A 21462-nucleotide genomic window follows, 5' to 3' on the forward strand; every position below is an offset into this window, starting at 1 on the left:
AGTGCATTGGTGCAGGCTGTATATTCTAGCAATCGTTCATCAGTTATTAGTTCATCTGTATAGGATATACAAACAAGCGATCGGGTATAATAAATTAGTTCAATCGCCCGTTCGTCATTAGTTCATTTGTATAGGGTGCATATTTTATGCAATTGCTGGTTACCGATGACTATGAACTGATAAACCATCAGACTATTAGCCAATTAACTAGTATATTAAATAGGCATTTTGCTATACCAATGACCAATTAACAACTGAATCAACAGGCTATTTGCCATACTAATGACCAATGAACAGCTAATCCAATGAACTATTCATAGAAATATACCCTTTTAACCCGTTGCGAAATATTGGTCAGGATTTCATACGGAATGGTACCGATATCTTTGGCCAACTGCATAATGGTATGCTCTTTATTAAAAACAATAGCCTCATCGCCAGCCTTCACCTCTATACCGGTAACATCCAGCATAGTCATATCCATACAGATTGAGCCAATTGTAGGCACCAAATGGCCATTGATCAGCATTTTGCCAATGCCATTACCAAAATATCGGGTATATCCGTCTGCATAGCCAATTTTTACGGTTGCTATTTTTCCGCCATTTGGCATTATGCCTCTCCTACTGTAACCTACAGTTTCACCAGGAGCCAAAGTTTTCACCTGGGTAACCGTAGTTTTAAGTACCATTACCGTCTGCAAACCCCGGTTATTAGCTATAGCAGAATCAAAACCATACAACCCTATACCCAAACGTATCATATCCATTTGTGCATCAGGCCAGCGTGAGATTCCAGAGGTATTGGAGATATGCAATAATGGCTTATAGCCTAAAATGTTAACCAATTGATTGGCTACGATTTTAAATTGATCGATCTGCTGCCGGGTAAATCCATCGTGCTCTGCGGCATCACTAGCCACCAGGTGAGAAAAAATGGTCTGCACTTTTACCCTTGCCGATTTTTTTAACAGTACAGACAAGGCATCGATTTCGGCTTGATCAAAGCCTAAACGGTGCATGCCACTATCTATTTTAATGTGGATGGGATAATCGAAATCATAATCTGATAGCGCATTTAAGAAGCTGTTCAGGATTTCTACACTATAAATTTCGGGTTCCAGCCTGTGTTTGATAATGGCTTCGAATGCAGATTCTTCCGGACTCATCACCATAATAGGCAAAGTAATTCCGGCCTTCCGCAAAGCAATACCCTCATCGGCATAAGCTACCGCCAGATAATCTACCTTATGGAACTGCAATAAATTGGCGATTTCGAAACTTCCACTTCCATAGGAGAAGGCTTTAACCATAGCCATTATTTTAACGCCAGGCTTAATTTTAGCACGATAAAACTGCAGATTGCCCACCATGGCATTCAGGTCGATCTCTAATACCGTATCGTGTATTTTTTGGGTGAGCAATTTACTGATGCGCCCAAATTCAAAACGCCTGGCCCCTTTTACCAATATGGTTTCGTGGTTAAAGTGTAAACCTGGAAAAGCCTCCACAAAAGCATTGGTATTGTTAAAAAACTGGGTTTCGAACTTAAAAAGATTGGCATAACGGGCAATGTTTGTACCAATGCCAATCAGTCGGTTTATTTTTTTCTGCGAGAGCAACCCCGCTATTTCAGTATACAAATCAAAATCGTCTCTACCGGTTTCGAATAATTCGGAAAGGATAACGGTTTTCTTGAGATGCTGGTTCTGTTGATTTAAAAAATCAAGCGCTATGGCTAAAGAAGAGATATCAGCGCTGTAAGAATCGTCAATAATAGAACATTGGTTAATGCCGTTTTTCAGTTCCAGGCGCATGCTTACATGGCTCAGTTTCTCCAGGCGCAGATCTGCCTGCTCTGGTGTATAACCTAAAGCCAATAAAGTTGCCCAGCAGATCATACCATTTTCTATTGAAGCTTTATCTTTAAAAGGCAAAATGCATTCAATTTCTCTATTCTGATAAATGGCCCTTAAATAACATTTTCCTTCAATAGGTTCAACAGTGGTGATCTGCAGATCTGCCGCCTGTTTACTGCTCCAGCTAAACTGTTTTTTACCCGGCAGGTTTTTTATACCCGTGTTATTTACATACTCCGGCGAATAAATAAATAGTTCAGATGCTGCAAAAAGTTTTAGTTTTTCGGTAAGTTTTTCTTCTTTGGAACTAAATCCTTCAGCATGTGCTTCACCGATATTGGTTAGGATCCCGATTTCGGGCTGGATAATTTCTGCCAAATGCTGCATCTCATCCACTGCAGAAATACCGGCTTCAAAAATGCCAAGGGTATGGCCGGCCTCCATCTGCCATACAGAAAGCGGCACCCCTATTTGCGAATTATAACTTTTCGGACTCTTAACAATATTAAAGTCGGTTGCCAAAAGCTGATACAACCATTCTTTAACGATGGTTTTTCCATTGCTCCCTGTAATACCTATTGTTTTTAAATGGAATTGATTCCGATGGTAAGCACTTAACTTTTGTAGTGCTGCCAGGGCATCATTGACCAATAAAAAATTGCAATCCGGATATTCGTGAATGTATTTCGCTTCGGTAATAACAAAATTCCTGATTTCTTTTGCATAGGCATCTTTTATAAATTCGTGTCCATTGCGGTGTGAAGACAGCGCAAAAAACAACGAACTTTCAGGCACTAAAACCGAACGGCTATCCATCACCAGGTACTGGATAATTACCTCTCCATCAAACAATTTTGTATTGGCATTTAAAATTTCGGCTATTTTGGCAACAGTATATATTGGATTTTGCATGCTATTATATTCAGAAAAATACGGTAATCGCTTTTATTTTTACGAATTTCAGTAATTAATTATGAAAAGCGGTAAACAAGAAGCAGTATTATTAGATAAAAAACAAGCTTTGGCCAAAGCTGAAAGTTTTTGTGTTTACCAGGAGCGCTCGCAAAAAGAGGTACGCTATAAATTGGTTGAATGGGGCATGCGTGGCGACGAACTTGAAGAAATCATTACCGACCTGATCATCAACAATTTTTTAAATGAAGAAAGATTTGCCAAAAGTTATGCATCAGGTAAATTTAACATTAAAAATTGGGGGCGGGTTAAAATTAAACAGGGGCTGAAATTGAAAGGTGTGCCTGATAAAATTCTACAAAAGGCAATTTACAGTATAGATGAGGATGATTATTTACAGACGCTGGAAAAATTAGCGGCAAAAAAAGCGCAAAGTTTGGGAGAAAATGATCCTTTTAAAAGGAAAAATAAGCTGATGAGCTACCTTCAGGCAAAAGGATTTGAAACTGATTTAATTTTACTGGTACTGAAAGCCAGCAATTTAAATTAAATATTAAATTTTTAATAAAAAATCTCTTGACAGAAATATAAATCTGCCTATATTTGCATCACCAAAACGAAACAACAACATCAGTTTTGTAAATGCGAAAGTAGCTCAGTTGGTAGAGCACGACCTTGCCAAGGTCGGGGTCGCGAGTTCGAATCTCGTCTTTCGCTCCAAAATGCCTTCCTACCAGAAGGCATTTATTTTAAAGTTAACCAAGCCGATGGAGATCGGTAGCGGCTAATGCTCGGGTGGTGGAACTGGTAGACACGCAGGACTTAAAATCCTGTGCTTTCAAAGGCGTGCGGGTTCGATTCCCGCCCCGAGTACACAACGAAAAGTCCGGTCAACATGATCGGACTTTTTTGTTTTGAAACAAACTTTAATCATTTTCTAATTAAGATTTGTTTTCGATTTATATGCTTTAGTATCTCTCCATTATTTTCACATTTGCTTAATGCTCTACATCTAATGCGTCTGTGCTGGCTAGACCATTCAATGTTTTATATTTTTTTCTGAATTGCAGATATAAAATTGTTGTGATGCATGGATAAAGTATTGAAAAGATCAAAAGTTCTGTCATGACATTTTTGCTAAAATCATAAGTTGATATCCATAAACTAATGATGGGCATTGCCACCACTAAAACAGGTGCTCCAGAAAAACTAAGCCAAGAAAGAATAGAATGATGTCTTATCTTGCTGAAGAAGTTCAAAAAAACGGTAAAAGAGCAAATTGCCACTGCAATAAGATACAATAAAGAATAACCCAGATTTAAAACGATATCCAAGAAATACAGCACATTTGCGAAGAACCCATTGCCACTAGCAGTTTTATTCATAATGGTAATAGTGTATGCAGCATATAAAACTAAACCTATCAGTAAATCTATTATCCAGTATTTTAAAATAGTTCTGTGCATGTTCAATGTTACCTGTGCTGCGTTATTCAAATTAAAAAGTGTATTACTACGTTAAAAACAGTTTGCGAAAGAAATATAGTATTAATTAAAAGCGACCAGTTTATCCTCCGGAAGATTATACTCGTAAATCCGGCCATTCTCTTCTTCAACGTAAAGCCATTGAACAATATTACTGCCGGTTGGACCTATTGGCGCAATACCAATTACCTTGAAGTGCTGACTGTTCCTTTCTGCCGACTCAATAGAATATGTCAGCTCCTGCCGGTTTTTAATGGCCTCCCGCAGCAAAGGATTTTTGGTTTGTGTAAGATAATACTCCGTTAACAAATAAACTTTGTTAAGATAGGTCGAAGTAAATTCCTTGTCGTTCCAGGTATATTTTAATTTTTTACCATAGCTGTTTCTGAAAGCAGTTACCGGCCCCTCTCCTGTTTTCTTTATGGAAAGTATTAACTTGGCTGGCATTTCAGATTCATTATCGCCGGGAACGGTAACCGTACCATTCTTCCATACCACCTGTATCTGGTCTCCACGATTTAAATTTCTGCTGGTATCGGTTTCATTGATGAAACTAAATGAGCTATCGCCCTTTTTAGCTAAGATCTGAAAGTAATCGCCGTCATCAAGATATTCCATAAAAGTTAATTGGGCAACATGCTCAAGCTTATTATTTTGTTTTTGTGGAATAACATTTTGGTCATGAACAGGACTTAGCTTTCCTGATGCTTTCCGCTCTGCTGTTGTTGAATGGCAGGCCAAGAGCACGCATATTATTATAATGGTGAGTGCGTTTATTCGTTTATTCATTCGGTAAACTGTTTTATCATTTGCTTAAATAAAATCAAACCGTGTTTCCATTCTAAGCTGCAAACACTAACCTTATCATTTATATAGGTCTGAGCAATTTACAAAAAGTTAATATTGATCAAAATAATTAATTGTAGCTGGTGTAATGGATAGACAGCAATTTTATTATTTTTTTTATGCCTGATCAAATCCCCCATCTGCTAACAACCCTCATTTTAACTCCCTGATAATCTTCAAATTTCAAGATTAAATCATGAAAATTGATCAACTACCTCAACACAAAAAGCCACTAAACACACCTTAAAAAGCAAAAAAATAAAATTATTTTTTGATAGTGATATTTATATTTCTATATTTGCAACCCCAAAGGAATACAACACCATGTATTAATTTGCGAAAGTAGCTCAGTTGGTAGAGCACGACCTTGCCAAGGTCGGGGTCGCGAGTTCGAATCTCGTCTTTCGCTCTAAATGCCTTCCTACCAGAAGGCATTTATTTTTAAGTTAACCAAGCCGATGGAGATCGGCAGCGGCTAATGCTCGGGTGGTGGAACTGGTAGACACGCAGGACTTAAAATCCTGTGCTTTCAAAGGCGTGCGGGTTCGATTCCCGCCCCGAGTACAACAAAAAATCGAACAAGAAGCCTTGATGAAAATCAAGGCTTCTTGTTTTGTTATCCATCTGATTGTGTAACTATTAAAATATCGGATCATGATGCCTAAATTGTTACACACCTACCGCTCCAAAGGCCGGATTTATGGCTGAGTAAGCAATCCAGCATTATGGCAGGTCTGCCCAAGATCAATATGCCGAACCTACCAAAAGGACAGCGACCTGTCTTTCCATTTACTTAGCGGTTAGATGCTTAAAATTTTCGAGCTTAGGGTATAGATCTACTTAAGATTAATTCGTGCGTCAAGTAAAAAATAGTCTGATAATAAGTTTTCTGAAACTTTATTTCACCTGTAGCTTCATATCAGTATTAACAGATACAAAATGATATTTTTCCTTTCACAAAAATAGAAACAGCTGAAAGCTCATGAGGAGACATCATTGTTATATTTGTTTTTCTGGTTAATCCAGTTGTGTATAATGCGTTTGAATTGGATACGCATAACGTCATAAAAAAGCGTGTAGGCCAGCACAGCAATGGGTAAAAAGAAAGCGCTGAATCCAACACGTTTATACAGGTAGGCACCTGTTAATGCCCCAAACAAAAAGAAAAAGATGATTACCAGCCTCAATTTGATACGCGACTTGATTATGGCACGCTCAGCAGTGTCTTTTTTTAATACCTGTGCAAGCTCGATGCCCAGGTCAGTAAAAGTACCTGTAAGGTGCGTAGTACGAACCACGGAGCCTGAAACCATAGATACCAGTGCATTCTGTATTCCCATTACAAAAAGCAGGCTTCCTGCAAAAATCTCTTTTCCGACTATTGTCCCGTTGTAACGGTAGCCTTCCAATGCAACAATACCCAGGATAATGATTTCAATTAAGATTGGCAGCACATAGGAATAACGCTGATTACGACCTATAAAGGAAACAATGACACTTGAAACAAAGGCACCAAATAAAAACAGGAACATCCATAAGGCCACTACATGCGCCGTCTCCCAATCCTGCATAGCTATCTTCTCTGCAAATAGTGCGGCATGCCCAGTAACATTTGTGGTGAGCACTGCAAAAGCCAGAAAGCCTGCAGCATTTACGAAACCAGCTGTTAGACCAAGCAAGGAGGCTAGTTTTACGTTATGAATATATGTTCTTTTTGTGCCCTGATGCCGTAACATATCTATTGATCTTGCTGAACGAAAGTACGCATTAAAAGCCATTGAACATATCTATACATTCTGGCCTAGGTTGAATTCCGAAATATGATAAAGCCGTTCGGTACTGTTTTCCAAAAGAAAAAGAGAGGTATTAGACTAAAGGGGGTTACTTTCCGCTTCTACGTTTTAAACTTCATCTGCCCGCTGATCAATTTTACCTTTCTTACATCAGGCAATGAAAACATAATGGTTAATTTCGATTATGAGTTAAGAACGAATTCCGTATTTGCTGATAAAATCCTTAACCGTTTATAGGAAGCTGATTATAACAGTCTGCAATTAATTTCCTTCCTTCATTTTCAATTAAATTTATCTTTACCTCCCGGCAAACATAAACAGAAGGATAACTGTTGATATACTTAAAATTACGTTTTGAACATACTACTCACCGGTGCAACCGGATATATTGCCCAGCGATTGCTTCCAGTGCTGTTAGAACAGGGCCACAATGTTTTTTGCCTGGTTAGAAATGCAGCACGCTTCGACAAAAACAAATTTGGCCATGATGCGCAGATCACCGTTATCGAAGCTGACCTTATGAAACCGGAGAGTTTACAGTCACTGCCAAAAGATATTGATGCCGCTTACTACCTTGTCCATTCAATGAGTGGCAACCAAGATTTTAGTGACAGTGAAGCAAAATCTGCCCGTAATTTTTCAAAAGCAATTGGCGAAACAGCAGCGAAGCAAATTATATTTTTAAGTGGGATAGTGAACAGTACTGAACTTTCTAAACACCTGGCTTCCCGTAAAAAAGTGGAGCAATTGTTGGGCCAAGGCAAAGTACCACTCACCACACTGAGGGCGGGGATAATTGTGGGATCAGGCAGTGCTTCATTTGAGATCATACGCGATCTGGTAGAAAAATTGCCGGTTATGGTTGCACCAAAGTGGCTGCATACCAAATGCCAGCCGATTGCCATCCGAAATGTGATAGAGTTCCTGTTTAAGGTACTGTTAAAGGAATTCACTTTCGGTAAACATTATGATATTTATGGTCCGGACATATTAAGCTACAAGCAGATGTTATTGGAGTTTGCAGCGGTTAGGCGGCTTAAAAGGCGCATTTTAATCGTGCCTGTTATGACACCTAAGCTTTCCTCTTACTGGTTATATTTTGTAACCTCAACCTCTTATAGCCTGGCGCGGAATCTTGTAGACAGCATGCACATAGATGTAGTAGCCGAACCCAATGATTTAGCAGATCAACTTGATATTAAATTAATTCCGTACAAGCAAGCTATTAATCTTGCCTTTCAGAAGATTGAGCAAAATATGGTGCTTTCAAGCTGGTACGATGCGATGGGAAAAACCTATTCGAAGGAGATGATCAAAAAGCTGCTCGCTGTGCCCAAAAACGGCGTGTTTGTAGATCGAAAATCAGCCCACACCAATAACCGGAAACTGGCTGCAGCAAGAATTTTTGCCATCGGTGGAAAATCGGGATGGTACTATGCAAATTGGTTATGGAACTTTCGGGGTTTCCTCGATAAATTATTCGGTGGTGTTGGACTCAACCGCGGAAGAAAAAACCCGACAGCTATCAGCACTGGAGATCGGCTTGATTTTTGGCGGGTAATCTATTCAAATACCCAGGAAAGCCGCTTGTTGTTATATGCTGAAATGAAATTACCGGGTGAAGCCTGGTTAGAGTTTAAAATAGTGGATGACTGTGTTTACCAAACCGCTACTTTCAGGCCACTAGGATTAGCTGGTCGTTTATATTGGTACGCTGTGCTACCATTTCACTATTTCATTTTTAATGGAATGATAAAGAGAATTGTCACATAAAACCTTATGAAGGATGTAAAAAAGCAGCATTTACCCACAAAAACATGCCCCGTTTGTAACCGGCCATTTATGTGGCGCGCCAAGTGGGCAAGGCACTGGGATGAGGTGATCTATTGCAGTCAAAAATGCAGGCGCACAAAAAACTTAGCCTAAACGGTTTAAATTCATACCCATCTTCGCATTCAAACATTTGCGCTTCACCTTTGTTGCAGTTATTTAAGCTAACCATTATGAATAAAAAATACAGAAATACACTTTTATTTGCCACATTGGCCGTCGTGGCAGCAGCCTACGCAAGCTGCAAGGTTTCCATCCCCAATGGCGCAACAGCAGTTAAGCCATTTAACACAGATAAATATCTGGGAACCTGGTATGAAATTGCCAGAATGGATTTTAAGTTCGAAAAAAATCTGAAGAATGTAACGGCTACTTATTCAAGAAATGACGACGGATCTATCAAGGTTGATAATAAAGGGTACGACATGGTTAAAAATAAATGGAAGCAGAGCATTGGAAAAGCCAAATTTGTGAAAGGTGAGGATGAAGCACGGCTAAAAGTATCCTTTTTTGGCCCTTTTTACGCTGGATATAATGTAATTGAAATCGACAAGGACTACCAGTACGCCCTTATAGCCGGAAATAACCTGGATTACCTCTGGATACTGTCCCGCACAAAGCATATTCCGGATGCGGTAAAAACAAATTACTTAAAAAAAGCAAACGATCTTGGTTATCAAAAAAAAGACCTGGTTTGGACGGTGCAAGATTAACAGATAAGATAAAGGGAGACCAACATGGCGACATCTTCCGGGTCAATCTGTTGCATAAACAGTTTAAAGACCTAAATCTTCTATCATCATATCCTGTGGCTCATCTGCCAACTTTTGGCAGGCATTAAGGAAACACCTAAGCCTGCCAGCAAATTTTAAAATTTTCTCGTTACGAGATCAATCATTTTCTTCCTTGTTGTTATTCGGGATTGAATTTGGCATGTTTCCAGCTTCACCAGGATTTCCCTTATCCGGATCTGCCCTAGCCTCTTCAGCACCGTAATCTCCTTCGCCCATTTCACGGCCAAGCATTCCCGCACCATCTTTCACCTTATCTAATTCACTGCTATTATTGCTACGGTGTCGGGGAACCTGATTATCAGGCATATTCGATTTATCCGCGGTATGATCTGCATTAGGATCTGCAAGATTGCTGTTTTTATGATCTTTTTCCATAATTAATATTATTACTTATCATACAACAGGTAAACAGGCTGTGAAGTTTGATATGATCGCTAATAAAACCGTTTTTCTACACTTTTTGTAATGCCTGAAACCAATATGTTCAAACCGATCCTGCCTTGCATAAAACTTTTAAGCTGAATGGCAAGTTCTATCTATATCGGAAATCATTTTTTTTTGCTGCAATCAGAGGATAGATGCTCTCACCTGCTATCGAATCAGCTTTAAGTTTTATCAACCGGAATGCATATGAACAAATTAAAAATAATCCTCGCAGAAGATCATAACCTGGTGAGGAACGGGATTAAAATGTTACTTGAATCGCAGGCTGATATTGAAGTGATTGCTGAAGCCGATGACGGTAAGCAGGTATTGGAACACCTGGTATCCGGAATTGTTCCCGATATTATTCTTGCAGACATCAATATGCCGGAAATGGATGGCATCAGCCTGATAAAAGCCATTAAATCAACCCATCCTCATATTAAAGTAGTGATTCTTTCTATGTTAGATCAAGAAAAGTATGTAATGCAGGCCTTTATGGAAGGGAGCTATGGTTATCTGCTAAAAAATGTAAATGAAAGCGAAATGCTGTTTGCCCTTAAAACTGTAGCCGACGGCGCTAAATATCTTTGTGTTGAATTGACAGAAACAATGCTCAACCGTTTGATCAACCAAACTTCTGCCCAAGCTGAACAAGAGAAAAACCAGGTAGATTTTTCCATGCGGGAAATTGAAGTACTGCATCTGGTTGCAGAAGGTTATACAAACCAGGAAATGGCTGATAAGTTATTCTTAAGTAAACGCACAATTGAAGGACACCGCCAGATGCTGATTGATAAAACGGGATCTAAAAATACCGCATCACTAATCCGTTTTGCCATCATGAATGGCTTTTTAAGTTAATTAATGTAAAGTATTTTTATTTGGAACCTTTGCACACATAAGTCCTTAGTCTTGAGTCCGAAGTCGTAAGTCTGTTTATGCAGGATTGTAGTCTGATCAGGCGACCTTTTGGCAGCTTAAACCTGCTTTGTAATTTAAAGCGTTCGTTAGCCAAACCTGTAGCACAGCGAAAAGCGCCGCACTAAAATCATTAGTGCTACACTATAAAATAAAAAAGAGGCGCTATCATCAGTAGTAATTCACCTCAGATTTGTCAACTTGATCCTGTTGAGACGCCTTTGAAACATTTAACAGAGATCTTTTAACAAACTCAGGATGAGAATTCACACTTATGATACAGCCTCCCTTGTGTAATAGATTAAGCTTTTTTAGCTTAAAATAATCTGGTAATTTACATTTACCCTTTTCGGATAATTGCTTTGTTCGCTATTCAGGGAAACAAATGCAGCATTGCCGTGAACTTCATTTTTCAAGGCATGTTCATAATGCGATTGGATCGTTTTCTGATAATCGTTCTGCAGGCCTTTTGTGGTTTCTGCTAAAAGATTTCTATCATTCAGGTTTTCAGGCAATAATGTAATATCGCAGTTTCCTTCACTGATTTCTTTGACTAAGTATTTCATTTTGGTTTTAAATCTTCGTTTCCTGTTTTGTAAATAAGATTTCAAGAAAGACCAAAAATAGAGTAACCGTTTAGTTTGTGTGTAATCTAAAAGTTAATTTTTAAGGTAAATCATGTATCAATTTAAATGCAGGAAATAGGATTATAGCCATGAATTAACATCTGAAGTGATAGCCTGTCAGCAAAAAAAATCGAATGAATTTATCCCTTGCCAATAGTTGGTTTAGGGTTTCTGATTAAAATAATTACTTATAAAAACACTCTGAAATTTAACGGCGTTTGCCCAGTAGTCCCAATTGTGTACGCCTGGCCTTGTGGTAAAATCGTGCTGAATATTATGGTACAATAGTTCATCATGCAAGCGTACGTTCATTTTATAAAAAAAATCGTCTACACCACATTCAAAAGCGATGGCCAGCGATCCTGGCTTTATCAGGTAAATCATATCAATTACACTGTTTTGTTTCCAGCGTTCCGGAAATTCATCCTGTTTGCCCAATCTTTTCGAAATATCCCATCCGTTCGGAAAAGGTTTAATATCTACCCCTCCGCTCATGCTGCCAACGGCCCCATATACATCCTGGTGTTTAATGGCCAGGTAAAATGCCCCATGACCACCCATACTTAAACCGGTAATGGCCCTCCCCCTTTTATCGGCAATGGTTTTATAATGTTCATCGATATAACTTACCAGCTCGGTAGCCACATAAGTTTCGTATTTCCATGCAGAATCTACCGGACTATCAAAATACCAACTCGTTACATTACCATCCGGGCATACGATAATAAACTGATACTGATCGACCAGGTTTTTTATCCCGGGCACTTTTCTGGCCCATTCTGCATAACTCCCCCCTGCTCCATGAAGCAGATAAACAACTGGAAATTTTTTGCCTGTTTTATAGCGATCAGGCTTAATCACCACGGCTTTGATATTTTTTTTCATCGATTTGCTATAGGTCAAAGCTGTATCTACTTCCGCAGCATTTAAAACATGGCTAAATAAAAATAAACAGGCAATTAGTAAGAAGCTATTTTTCATGGGTAATTTTTAAGAATGATTATAACATCGTGCTAAATTTATAAAATAACTGGTTATGGTTTGCCATTTCTGTAAATTGTAGAAACCTAAAAAATGGTATTGCCTGCTTAGCTATTCCTCAGACAACTAAAAACTTTAAAACAATTTTGTTACATTTTAGGTTCTTGAACGGATAACCCATCTAAAATGCTTAAAACCTACCCATTCTACATCAAAGCGCCCGTAATTCTTTTAGGATTAGTCATTACGGTATTCATCATGAGTGTGCTGAGAGATATCCTGGTGCCACTTGCTTTTGCAGCCCTTATAGCTATACTACTTAACCCACTGACCAACCGTTTCGAAAGAAAAATGCCAAAAATCGTGAGCATTATGCTTTCCATGCTTATTGGTTTATTGGTGGTGGTAGCTGTGCTGTATTTTTTGTCATCACAGCTAGCGCACTTTTTTGATGACCTCGACAGCATTAAACAAAAATTATCGCAGCTGCTGGAGCAGATCAGAAGTTGGTTACAAGCCACTTTTGGCATTTCTACCAAAAAGCAGACGCAAATGCTTAATGATGCAGCGAATGGCAGCAAAGCATTAATTGGCCAAACGCTTAGTGGTTTGATGGGGGTTTTAAGTGTCGTTTTTCTGATTCCGGTTTATACTTTTCTGATCTTATTATATAAAACGCTGATCCTGAATTTTATTTACGAAGTATTTTCAGAAGAAAACAAGGAGAAAGTTGCTGAGATTCTAAGTGAAACGAAAGCAGCCATCCAAAGTTATATTATCGGCTTATTAATCGAAACCTCTATTGTTGCCATCATGAATTCTGCTGCTTTGCTTATTCTTGGCGTACAAAATGCTATTTTAATTGGGGTAATCGGCGCAATATTAAACCTGCTCCCTTACATTGGAGGTATTATTGCCATCGCACTTCCGGTATTAATGGCCACCTTAACTAAAGATGGTTTTACTACACAACTTTTAATTATAGGCGCTTATGCGCTGATCCAGTTTATTGATAACAATATCCTGGTGCCTCGCATTGTTTCGAGCAAAGTACAGATCAATGCCCTTATTTCTATTGTAATTGTCTTAATGGGCGCAGCCCTTTGGGGTATCCCCGGCATGTTCCTTTCCATTCCGTTTATTGCGGTAATGAAGATCATCTTTGACCGGATTGATGGACTTAAACCTTGGGGTAAACTGCTCGGCGATAATATCCCTACAGAACATATGGGACAGGTAAAAAGGTTTAGGAGAAAGAAAAAACTGGCAACAGAATAAGCATTATTTTTTTGAAAACGATCGTTCAGTATTCCTTCGGAGCCAGCAGCCCCGTTATCCGCTTTATCCCGATAGAACCTGCGAAATAAAGGGAAACTAACTAAATCGGGATGCCCGCTCCTACCGGGTTTATCAACAAAGGCTCGTGCAGGTAGGCACCCTGACAAAAATAGTACTGCTAACTGGCCATCTAGACCCGATCCGACCGCTATCTGATGGAGTGAACACGAAGCCGCAGGAAAAGTAAAACGGAAAGCTTAGGAAACAATAATAGCCGTACCAAATTGCTCTCTTCTGTCATTAAAACATTCAGGAAAAAGAAAAGCCCGCCAAAAGTGACGGGCTTCAAATTAATTGTGAAAATTACTTCTTTTTCAGAAAAGCCAAAACGCTGATGGCATGCTCATCCCCTTTTAACATTCCCTTAAACTTAAACACTACTTTACCATTCAGATCAACCAGGAAAGTTTCTCTTCCGGTTAAAAACATGACATCTTTAACGCCAAACATTTTTAAAACTGTATTATCAGGATCGCTTAAAAGCGTAAAAGGCAGATTATGGTGCTTTTTGAAATCGGCATGACTTTTTACAGTACCAGAATTTATACCAATAATCATGGCATCTGTTGATTTAAACTCCTCATAACTATCCCGAAAGGCACAGGCCTCTTTAGTACAAACACTACTTTCATCTTTTGGATAGAAATAAATTACCAGTTTTTTCTTTCCGATATAGTTGCTCACTTTAAAATCTTTACCACTATCATCTTTAAGGGTAAAATCGGGAATTTTGCTCCCAACCTCAATTTGTTGAGGTTTAGACTTCGGTTTTGTTTCCTGGGCATAAGTTTCTACCCCAATCAGGCATAAGAGAACCAATGTGATTGCTGCGATATTTATTTTCATTTTATTTAAGAATTTATCCCTATATACGCTTAAACGCTCCAGATGGATCGGAAATTATCCTGATCTACCTTAATTAACCCATCAAATCAATTGTGATTTTTACTATTGCACGATGGTATGGATTTGCAATCCAGATCAATTGAACTGCAGATATGCAATCTGCCTGTAAGATCAATTTAATCGTTTTAGTTTAATCAATTTCAAACAAAACCAACTTTTATTTGCTTATACAAGCAAAAATAAATCATGAAAAACATCAGATTAATTATTCCAGCCCTTTTGGTATTATTTTCGGCCTGTAGCGAAGCGACGAGAAATACGGCGACCAATAAAAATGATAACACCAGTCAAAGTGCTGCCAACAAAACTGACTCGCTGGAAGTTAAACTGAAAATAAATGGCAATGTAGCCACCGGTGAGCCATTGTTGTTAAGATTCGTGGTATATAATAATACAGACAGTGCAAAAAAATTCTGTATCTGGCATACGCCATTCGAACCTTTAATGAGCAGTTATTTAAGCATTACGAATGATAAAGGAGAAGAAGCCCAATATAAAGGCGCCATGGCCAAAAGGATTATGCCACCTCCAGCCTCTAGTTATACCCAAGTAAATCCTGGTGATAGCCTCGTGGCAAATGCCGATTTGCTTAAAGCATACGACCTGAAAAAAGGATCGGTTTATAAAGCCGTTTACACCGGTGGGAATATGAGTGGTTTGGCATCCAGAGATACCGTGACCTTTATTTATACGGATCTACATTAATTTGCATTTTTCATTGCCGCTAAACGTACACTTTAGCGCATTTTTCTTGTCGGTAAAACAGATTTGGAAATAGTAATTCCCAAAATTTATGAGGCCATATTAAGTTAAATGGCCTTATATTTTAAATAGAAACGCTTGACGATCGCCGTTAGTCACTAAAAGTAACATATTCAGGAAATTGTGTCTATAATTAGCTCAAATCCATGCCAGTTATGATGAATTAAATCTGCTAAACCAATTGTAGGTATTCACCCCCTAATTTGTCGCATTTACACTTTATGAAATGTAAAAGTTCCCATAACTTTATTCAACGAATTTAAATAGCCAAAAAAATGAAAAATAGCACAACAATTACTGTAGAAACCACGGTAAATGCGCCAATAGAAAAGGTTTGGGAATTTTGGAACAATCCAGATCATATGACCAAATGGAGTTTTGCATCACCCGACTGGCATACGCCTTATGCTGAAAACGATTTAAAAGTTGGTGGTACATTTAAAAGTACCATGGCTGCAAAAGACGGCAGCATGAGCTTCGATTTCGCAGGCACCTACACTATCGTTGATCAACATAAAAAAATCGAATACACCATTGAAGATGGTAGAAAGGTAAGCATCATTTTCGAACCCTTAAACGAGCAGACAAGGGTGATTGAAACTTTTGATGCAGAGTCTACCCACCCGATAGAAATGCAACGCAGCGGCTGGCAGGCCATTCTGGATAACTTTAAAAAATACACGGAAGAGTTGTAAACATATTTTTTAATAAAGGCTGTATCGTATCTGTATTCCACGCGACTTTGTTATTCCAGAGAATTCAACATACGGATATATCATTGGTATCTTTTGCATTGACCGTCATTGCCAGCTTGACTGGCAATCTTAATGCAACCGGAGGGTTAATGAGCCACAAGCTTTAAGATTCCTGTTTTCACGGGAATGACGTAAGGTGAATGAATTATTTCTAATAGGAATAATGGAAACAACTAGTCAAAACGTCTTGCGGGATATTTAAAAAAATCCTTATCCAGGCTATCGTTCTCAGATTCCAATAGAAAAATCGTCATCTCGACTGAAGCTTCGAGGAGTGCCCGCCTCTGCGGGCGAGGAAAGATCTTTAGCCTATATTAAAAAATTTCTCCAGGAGCTATTCGCTTGAAACCGGGATGTTTTTAAATTTCATTTTATGAGACGAACTTTTCCAATTTAAACACATCAATTATCCTCTTTAATCTTTAAGTAACATTTCGATTATTATTTGATTCGCATAATTTTTGATTTGAACCGAATTACTTTGATATAGCGCTCATAATTTACATTTGCTGTGTAAATTATACACTATGCCTCGTATATCTTTATTTTATCTTTCATTCCTATTATTATCAATCGGTTTTTCTGCTGATGTAAATGCACAAACACTCAGCTTAAAACAAGCAGTGGATGCTGCATTAACCAATTATGGTTCCATTAAAGCAAAGGATAATTATGCCAGTGCATCAAAAACCTTAATCCAACAAGCCAGAAGAGAATACTTACCGAATTTAAACTTAAGCGCGCAGCAGGATTATGGCACCATTAACGGCCAGAATGGTCCTCAATATGGTCTGGGGGGATTAGGCACTGCTTCTTCTGGTCCGTCTTTAAACAAACAAAACTGGAATGCCGCCTTTGGCGGACTTTATCTGGCCAATGTAAACTGGGATTTTTTTACTTTTGGAAAAATAAAGGAACGCATTAAAATTGCTGATGCTACCTACCAAAGAGATAAAAATGACCTGGAACAGGAAAAGTTCCAACAGGAAATCCGAGTTTCCGCAGCCTACTTAAATCTGCTCGCTGCGCAAAGGTTAAGCAAATCGCAACAGAAAAATCTCGATCGCGCCATTACCTTTAAAAATATGGCCGTAATCAGGGCCAAAAACGGATTAATTGCCGGGGTAGATTCTTCACTCGCAAAAGCCGAAGTTTCCAGTGCTAAAATTGCTTTAACCAAAGCTAAAGATCTGGAACAGGAGCAAGCTAATCGATTAGGCGTTTTAATGGGATTAACAGCCACATCTTATGTACTGGATACCGCTTCCATAACCCGGATTCCAGGTAACCTGCTCGAAGATACGGTAATCAAAAATTCACATCCAATGTTAAAGTTTTATCAAAACCGGGTTGATGTTAGCCAGCAGCAGGTTAATTATTTTAAAAAATTATACTATCCAACATTCACTTTTTTCGGGGTAATGCAAGGAAAAGGTTCCGGTTTTAGTGCTGCTTATGCCTTAGATCAAACAGCCTATTCTACCAGTTATGCTGACGGAATAAACCCTACAAGGGGAAACTATTTGATTGGCATAGGAATGACCTGGAACCTCTCTACATTGTTAAAAAACCGTCCACAGGTGCGTGCACAGGAATACATCAGTCAGGGTTTAAAAGAAGAATATAACCTTGTTGACCAGCAATTAAAAGCCCAGTTGGTCCTCGCCGAAACCAAGCTGAATAATGCATTAGCCAATTACAGGGAAGCGCCTATCCAGGTAAAAGCTGCATCTGATGCTTATCTGCAAAAGAGCACTTTATACAAAAACGGACTTACTACATTGGTAGACCTTACACAGGCGCTTTTTACCTTAAACCGCGCCGAAACTGACAGGGATATTGCCTTTACCAATGTTTGGCAGGCCTTATTGCTAAAATCTTCGGCATTGGGGAATTACGATCTATTTATCAACGAATTTTAATCTGGCTTTATAAATGAATTTAATACGTTTCGCACTCCGCAAGCCCATATCCATCCTGGTTTTGGTGGCTGGATTGTTCTTTTTCGGCATAGGAGCCATCAACCAGATCAAGGTTGATATCCTGCCGCAGATGAACCTCCCGGTAATTTATATTGCCCATCCGTTTGGTGGTTATACACCTGACCAGATGGAGGCCTATTTTGGTAAACAATACGTTAACATCCTGCTTTTTGCCAACGGCATTAAAAGTATCGAAACCAAAAACACGCAGGGTTTAATGCTCATGAAGCTCACCTATTACGAAGGTACCAATATGGCGCAGGCTGCAGCAGAACTAAGTGCGCTCTCTACACGTGCGCAAGCCATTTTCCCACCAGGTTCGCAACCACCCTTCGTTATCCGTTTCGATGCCTCCTCACTGCCTGTTGGCCAGCTTGTTTTAAGCAGCGCTATCCGTACCAATAACGAATTGCAGGATCTGGCCAATACTTACGTACGCCCTAGCTTTTCGGCCATACCAGGTTTGCTCTCTCCCGCCCCATTTGGCGGTAGTCCACGTACGATAGAGATTAATGTAAACCCTTCATTACTGCGCTCACATAACCTAACAGTAGACCAGGTGGTGGAAGCCATCAGGTTAAATAACCAGACCGCGCCTTCGGGAAATATTAGGATTGGCGATAAAAACTACCTTACTCCAACCAATTATACCATTAAAAAGGTGAAGGATTTTGAGAACATTCCCTTATTTAAAGGCAGTGTGCAAAATTTGCAACTCCGCGACGTGGCTACCGTAAAAGACGGTGCTGATTTAGTTGCTGGTTACGCCCTGATCAATGGTAAACGCTCGGTATATTTAAGTATTGCTAAATCTGGAGATGCCTCTACCTGGGATGTAGTTAAAAACTTAAAGAAAAACCTGCCCAACATTCAAAATACCTTACCGGAGGATGTGAAGCTTTCTTATGAGTTCGACCAATCTGTTTATGTGATCAACGCCGTAAAAAGTCTGATCAGTGAGGGTGCAATCGGTGCGATATTAACAGGTTTAATGGTTTTACTTTTTCTTGGAGATAAACGCGCCGCACTCATTGTAATCTTAACCATTCCTACCTCTATTATTGCCGGCGTGCTGTTCCTGAAATTATTCGGACAAACGATCAACATCATGACTTTGAGTGGATTAGCATTAGCTATCGGTATCCTGGTAGATGAATCGACAGTAACAATAGAAAATATCCACCAGCATTTTGATATGGGCAAGCCCAAAGCCCTGGCCATTTGGGATGCCTGTAAGGAAATCGCGTTTCCCAAGTTATTAATCCTGTTTTGTATCCTTGCCGTATTTGCACCTGCCTTTACCATGACCGGTATCCCCGGGGCATTATTCTTACCACTGGCATTGGCCATTGGCTTTTCGATGGTGGTATCATTCCTGTTATCACAAACTTTTGTACCCATTATGGCCAACTGGCTCATGATCGCGCATCCTAAAAAGGGTAATGCGCCTCATCCGGGCATTACAGAAGATGAGGCTGATTTTACAGCAACAGGCATTACACTCGATTCAGAAAAAGACACCCTGAACCAAAAAAAGGTGCTGGTAGAACGTGAAGATTTTAGCGGCAATGGTAAAATTGGTTTCTTCGATAAGTTTCGCAACCGTTTTATGCGTTTCCTCGATCGGATTTTGCCTTACCGTAAATCTGTTGTTTTGGCTTATTTAGTTGTTATTATTGGCTTAGCGGCGTTGCTTTTGGCTAATATTGGCCGCGATGTTTTGCCCAGGGTAAATTCGAGTCAGTTTCAGTTGCGTTTACGTGCACCCGACGGAACGCGTTTAGAACGCACTGAAGAAAAAGCTAATGTGGTTTTAGCTGAGCTTAAAAAAATGGTTGGAGAAGAGCATATGGGTATATCTTCCGTTTATGTGGGTCAGCACCCTGCACAATTTTCGGTAAACCCCATCTATCAGTTTATGGCTGGTCCGCATGAAGCTGTTTTCCAGGTAAGTTTAAAGGATTTTGAAGAAGATATGGACGACTTTAAAGATCAGTTCAGGGAAAAGATCAAAAAATTACTACCTGATGTTAAACTCTCTTTCGAGCCGATAGAACTAACGGATAAAGTATTGAGTCAAGGTTCCCCTACCCCCGTCGAGGTGCGTATTGCCGGAAAAAACAAAAAAATGAATGAAAAATATGCCAGTAAAATACTGGCAGAATTGAAAGAAATCCCCTATATGAGGGATGTTCAGATCGCCCAGCCCATTAAATATCCTTCATTAAATATTGATATTGACAGAACGCGGGCAGCACAGATCGGGGTAGATATGGCTGATATTTCGCGTTCATTGATTGCCTCCACTTCATCATCACGTTATACGGATAAAAACATCTGGCTGGATGAAAAAGCAGCTTTGCCTTATAGTGTACAGGTTCAGGTACCACTGAATCAGATGACCAGTAAGGATGATATTGGAGAAATTCCTTTATTAAAAAATTCAGCAAGGCCGGTGTTAAGCGATGTGGCAAAAATTACCCCGGATACTACTGCTGGAGAAAACGATAATATTGGTGCTATGCCTTTTCTGTCCGTAACGGCCAACCTCTACCATACAGATCTGGGTTCGGCATCTAAGGATGTAGAAAAAGCCATTGCAGACGTTGGCGAATTGCCAAGGGGATTAAATGTTACCGCCATTGGTTTAAGCAAAGTATTAACAGATACTTTAAATAGCTTACAATCGGGTTTATTAGTGGCCATTGTAGTCATTTTTCTGATGCTGGCAGCGAATTTCCAGTCTTTTAAAGTTCCGTTGGTTATTCTAGCCACTGTGCCAGCCGTGATTTTAGGTTCATTATTATTATTAACCATTACCGGATCAACCTTAAACCTGCAATCGTATATGGGGATTATCATGTCGGTCGGGGTATCTATCGCCAATGCCGTATTGCTCATTACCAATGCAGAGCAATTAAGAAAACACAATGGCAATGCGCTAGAATCGGCACGCGAAGCCGCAGCCTTACGTTTACGTCCAATCATCATGACGAGTATTGCAATGATTGCGGGCATGTTACCCATGGCCATTGGCCACGGTGAAGGCGGTGGCGCTGTTTCACCTTTGGGAAGGGCGGTTATTGGTGGTTTAGTGGCCTCCACATTTGCCGTATTAATTATATTACCATTGGTATTTGCATGGGTGCAGGGCAAACAGACTACTCATTCGATATCGCTTGATCCGGAAGATGAAGAAAGCATCCACTACATTAAAGGTTTACAGGAAAAAGAATAAATCATCATTACAA

General features: G+C 39.4%; 18 protein-coding genes and 4 tRNA genes. 14 read left to right on the forward strand and 8 right to left on the reverse strand.

The window, feature by feature from the left end:
- Window positions 1–310 precede the first annotated feature (310 nt).
- Complete coding sequence (locus tag ABEG20_RS09895) at window positions 311–2770, reverse strand: bifunctional UDP-N-acetylmuramoyl-tripeptide:D-alanyl-D-alanine ligase/alanine racemase (protein ID WP_406827206.1); 2460 nt, start codon at window positions 2768–2770, stop codon at window positions 311–313.
- 61 nt (window positions 2771–2831) lie between these two features.
- On the opposite strand from ABEG20_RS09895, the gene ABEG20_RS09900 reads away from it, so the two are divergent.
- The 3 genes from ABEG20_RS09900 (at window position 2832) to ABEG20_RS09910 (ending at window position 3643) form a co-directional block, all read left to right on the forward strand.
- Window positions 2832–3320 (forward strand): regulatory protein RecX, encoded by a 489-nt coding sequence (locus ABEG20_RS09900; protein WP_406827208.1) that lies wholly within the window; start codon window positions 2832–2834, stop codon window positions 3318–3320.
- A gap of 94 nt (window positions 3321–3414) precedes the next feature.
- Window positions 3415–3490: transfer RNA gene (locus tag ABEG20_RS09905), tRNA-Gly, on the forward strand.
- 69 nt (window positions 3491–3559) lie between these two features.
- Window positions 3560–3643: transfer RNA gene (locus ABEG20_RS09910), tRNA-Leu, on the forward strand.
- Between the two features lie 125 nt (window positions 3644–3768).
- On the opposite strand, the gene ABEG20_RS09915 is transcribed toward ABEG20_RS09910, so the two are convergent.
- Both ABEG20_RS09915 and ABEG20_RS09920 read right to left on the reverse strand, forming a co-directional pair.
- The gene (locus tag ABEG20_RS09915) at window positions 3769–4266 is read right to left on the reverse strand and encodes a hypothetical protein (RefSeq protein ID WP_406827209.1); all 498 of its coding nucleotides are present in this window, start codon (window positions 4264–4266) and stop codon (window positions 3769–3771) included.
- A 51-nt stretch (window positions 4267–4317) separates the two neighbouring features.
- The gene (locus ABEG20_RS09920; protein ID WP_406827210.1) at window positions 4318–5043 is read right to left on the reverse strand and encodes a hypothetical protein; all 726 of its coding nucleotides are present in this window, start codon (window positions 5041–5043) and stop codon (window positions 4318–4320) included.
- Window positions 5044–5436: 393 nt separating this feature from the next.
- Here ABEG20_RS09920 and ABEG20_RS09925 point away from each other — a divergent pair.
- A tRNA-Gly gene (locus ABEG20_RS09925) sits at window positions 5437–5509 on the forward strand.
- Window positions 5510–5580: 71 nt separating this feature from the next.
- Window positions 5581–5664, forward strand: a tRNA-Leu gene (locus tag ABEG20_RS09930).
- A gap of 416 nt (window positions 5665–6080) precedes the next feature.
- On the opposite strand, the gene ABEG20_RS09935 is transcribed toward ABEG20_RS09930, so the two are convergent.
- Window positions 6081–6779 carry a YoaK family protein gene (locus ABEG20_RS09935; protein WP_406827211.1) on the reverse strand — a complete coding sequence of 233 codons (699 nt, stop codon included), beginning with the start codon at window positions 6777–6779 and terminating at the stop codon, window positions 6081–6083.
- A 468-nt stretch (window positions 6780–7247) separates the two neighbouring features.
- On the opposite strand from ABEG20_RS09935, the gene ABEG20_RS09940 reads away from it, so the two are divergent.
- The 3 genes from ABEG20_RS09940 (at window position 7248) to ABEG20_RS09950 (ending at window position 9436) form a co-directional block, all read left to right on the forward strand.
- Window positions 7248–8666: an SDR family oxidoreductase gene (locus tag ABEG20_RS09940; protein WP_406827212.1), complete on the forward strand. Its 1419-nt coding sequence runs from the start codon at window positions 7248–7250 to the stop codon at window positions 8664–8666.
- A 6-nt stretch (window positions 8667–8672) separates the two neighbouring features.
- Complete coding sequence (locus tag ABEG20_RS09945) at window positions 8673–8819, forward strand: DUF2256 domain-containing protein (protein WP_406827213.1); 147 nt, start codon at window positions 8673–8675, stop codon at window positions 8817–8819.
- A 77-nt stretch (window positions 8820–8896) separates the two neighbouring features.
- Window positions 8897–9436, forward strand: coding sequence for a lipocalin family protein (locus ABEG20_RS09950; RefSeq protein ID WP_406827214.1), 540 nt, complete (start codon window positions 8897–8899; stop codon window positions 9434–9436).
- A gap of 177 nt (window positions 9437–9613) precedes the next feature.
- Here the strand turns inward: ABEG20_RS09950 and ABEG20_RS09955 are convergent, their stop codons facing one another.
- Window positions 9614–9892: a hypothetical protein gene (locus tag ABEG20_RS09955; protein WP_406827215.1), complete on the reverse strand. Its 279-nt coding sequence runs from the start codon at window positions 9890–9892 to the stop codon at window positions 9614–9616.
- Window positions 9893–10147: 255 nt separating this feature from the next.
- Between ABEG20_RS09955 and ABEG20_RS09960 the strand changes: the two genes are divergently transcribed.
- Window positions 10148–10804 (forward strand): response regulator, encoded by a 657-nt coding sequence (locus tag ABEG20_RS09960; protein ID WP_406827216.1) that lies wholly within the window; start codon window positions 10148–10150, stop codon window positions 10802–10804.
- 368 nt (window positions 10805–11172) lie between these two features.
- Here ABEG20_RS09960 and ABEG20_RS09965 read toward each other — a convergent pair whose 3' ends face one another.
- Window positions 11173–11427: a hypothetical protein gene (locus tag ABEG20_RS09965; protein WP_406827217.1), complete on the reverse strand. Its 255-nt coding sequence runs from the start codon at window positions 11425–11427 to the stop codon at window positions 11173–11175.
- Between the two features lie 222 nt (window positions 11428–11649).
- Window positions 11650–12468 carry an alpha/beta hydrolase gene (locus ABEG20_RS09970; RefSeq protein ID WP_406827218.1) on the reverse strand — a complete coding sequence of 273 codons (819 nt, stop codon included), beginning with the start codon at window positions 12466–12468 and terminating at the stop codon, window positions 11650–11652.
- A gap of 186 nt (window positions 12469–12654) precedes the next feature.
- On the opposite strand from ABEG20_RS09970, the gene ABEG20_RS09975 reads away from it, so the two are divergent.
- Window positions 12655–13746, forward strand: a complete 1092-nt coding sequence (locus ABEG20_RS09975; protein ID WP_406827219.1) for an AI-2E family transporter — start codon at window positions 12655–12657, stop codon at window positions 13744–13746.
- Between the two features lie 363 nt (window positions 13747–14109).
- Here the strand turns inward: ABEG20_RS09975 and ABEG20_RS09980 are convergent, their stop codons facing one another.
- Window positions 14110–14652 carry a peroxiredoxin gene (locus ABEG20_RS09980; RefSeq protein WP_406827220.1) on the reverse strand — a complete coding sequence of 181 codons (543 nt, stop codon included), beginning with the start codon at window positions 14650–14652 and terminating at the stop codon, window positions 14110–14112.
- Window positions 14653–14898: 246 nt separating this feature from the next.
- On the opposite strand from ABEG20_RS09980, the gene ABEG20_RS09985 reads away from it, so the two are divergent.
- From ABEG20_RS09985 to ABEG20_RS10000, 4 genes are all read left to right on the forward strand, one after another.
- The gene (locus ABEG20_RS09985; RefSeq protein ID WP_406827221.1) at window positions 14899–15417 is read left to right on the forward strand and encodes a protease; all 519 of its coding nucleotides are present in this window, start codon (window positions 14899–14901) and stop codon (window positions 15415–15417) included.
- 332 nt (window positions 15418–15749) lie between these two features.
- Window positions 15750–16169, forward strand: a complete 420-nt coding sequence (locus ABEG20_RS09990; RefSeq protein WP_406827222.1) for an SRPBCC family protein — start codon at window positions 15750–15752, stop codon at window positions 16167–16169.
- 587 nt (window positions 16170–16756) lie between these two features.
- Window positions 16757–18151 carry a TolC family protein gene (locus ABEG20_RS09995; protein WP_406827223.1) on the forward strand — a complete coding sequence of 465 codons (1395 nt, stop codon included), beginning with the start codon at window positions 16757–16759 and terminating at the stop codon, window positions 18149–18151.
- A 13-nt stretch (window positions 18152–18164) separates the two neighbouring features.
- Window positions 18165–21449: an efflux RND transporter permease subunit gene (locus tag ABEG20_RS10000; protein ID WP_406827224.1), complete on the forward strand. Its 3285-nt coding sequence runs from the start codon at window positions 18165–18167 to the stop codon at window positions 21447–21449.
- The last annotated feature ends 13 nt before the right edge of the window (window positions 21450–21462 follow it).

Origin of the sequence: Pedobacter sp. KACC 23697 (assembly GCF_045348445.1) — a bacterium.
Classification (GTDB): Bacteria; Bacteroidota; Bacteroidia; order Sphingobacteriales; family Sphingobacteriaceae; genus Pedobacter.

Excerpts from the sequence above, each read along its gene's own strand:
- ABEG20_RS09900 (WP_406827208.1), top strand. The coding sequence starts at position 2,832 with ATGAAAAGCGGTAAACAAGAAGCAGTATTATTAGATAAAAAACAAGCT.
- ABEG20_RS09955 (WP_406827215.1), bottom strand. The coding sequence starts at position 9,892 with ATGGAAAAAGATCATAAAAACAGCAATCTTGCAGATCCTAATGCAGAT.
- ABEG20_RS09965 (WP_406827217.1), bottom strand. The coding sequence starts at position 11,427 with ATGAAATACTTAGTCAAAGAAATCAGTGAAGGAAACTGCGATATTACA.
- ABEG20_RS09975 (WP_406827219.1), top strand. The coding sequence starts at position 12,655 with ATGCTTAAAACCTACCCATTCTACATCAAAGCGCCCGTAATTCTTTTA.
- ABEG20_RS09945 (WP_406827213.1), top strand. The coding sequence starts at position 8,673 with ATGAAGGATGTAAAAAAGCAGCATTTACCCACAAAAACATGCCCCGTT.
- ABEG20_RS09895 (WP_406827206.1), bottom strand. The coding sequence starts at position 2,770 with ATGCAAAATCCAATATATACTGTTGCCAAAATAGCCGAAATTTTAAAT.
- ABEG20_RS09990 (WP_406827222.1), top strand. The coding sequence starts at position 15,750 with ATGAAAAATAGCACAACAATTACTGTAGAAACCACGGTAAATGCGCCA.
- ABEG20_RS10000 (WP_406827224.1), top strand. The coding sequence starts at position 18,165 with ATGAATTTAATACGTTTCGCACTCCGCAAGCCCATATCCATCCTGGTT.
- ABEG20_RS09995 (WP_406827223.1), top strand. The coding sequence starts at position 16,757 with ATGCCTCGTATATCTTTATTTTATCTTTCATTCCTATTATTATCAATC.
- ABEG20_RS09960 (WP_406827216.1), top strand. The coding sequence starts at position 10,148 with ATGAACAAATTAAAAATAATCCTCGCAGAAGATCATAACCTGGTGAGG.
- ABEG20_RS09985 (WP_406827221.1), top strand. The coding sequence starts at position 14,899 with ATGAAAAACATCAGATTAATTATTCCAGCCCTTTTGGTATTATTTTCG.
- ABEG20_RS09950 (WP_406827214.1), top strand. The coding sequence starts at position 8,897 with ATGAATAAAAAATACAGAAATACACTTTTATTTGCCACATTGGCCGTC.
- ABEG20_RS09920 (WP_406827210.1), bottom strand. The coding sequence starts at position 5,043 with ATGAATAAACGAATAAACGCACTCACCATTATAATAATATGCGTGCTC.
- ABEG20_RS09970 (WP_406827218.1), bottom strand. The coding sequence starts at position 12,468 with ATGAAAAATAGCTTCTTACTAATTGCCTGTTTATTTTTATTTAGCCAT.
- ABEG20_RS09980 (WP_406827220.1), bottom strand. The coding sequence starts at position 14,652 with ATGAAAATAAATATCGCAGCAATCACATTGGTTCTCTTATGCCTGATT.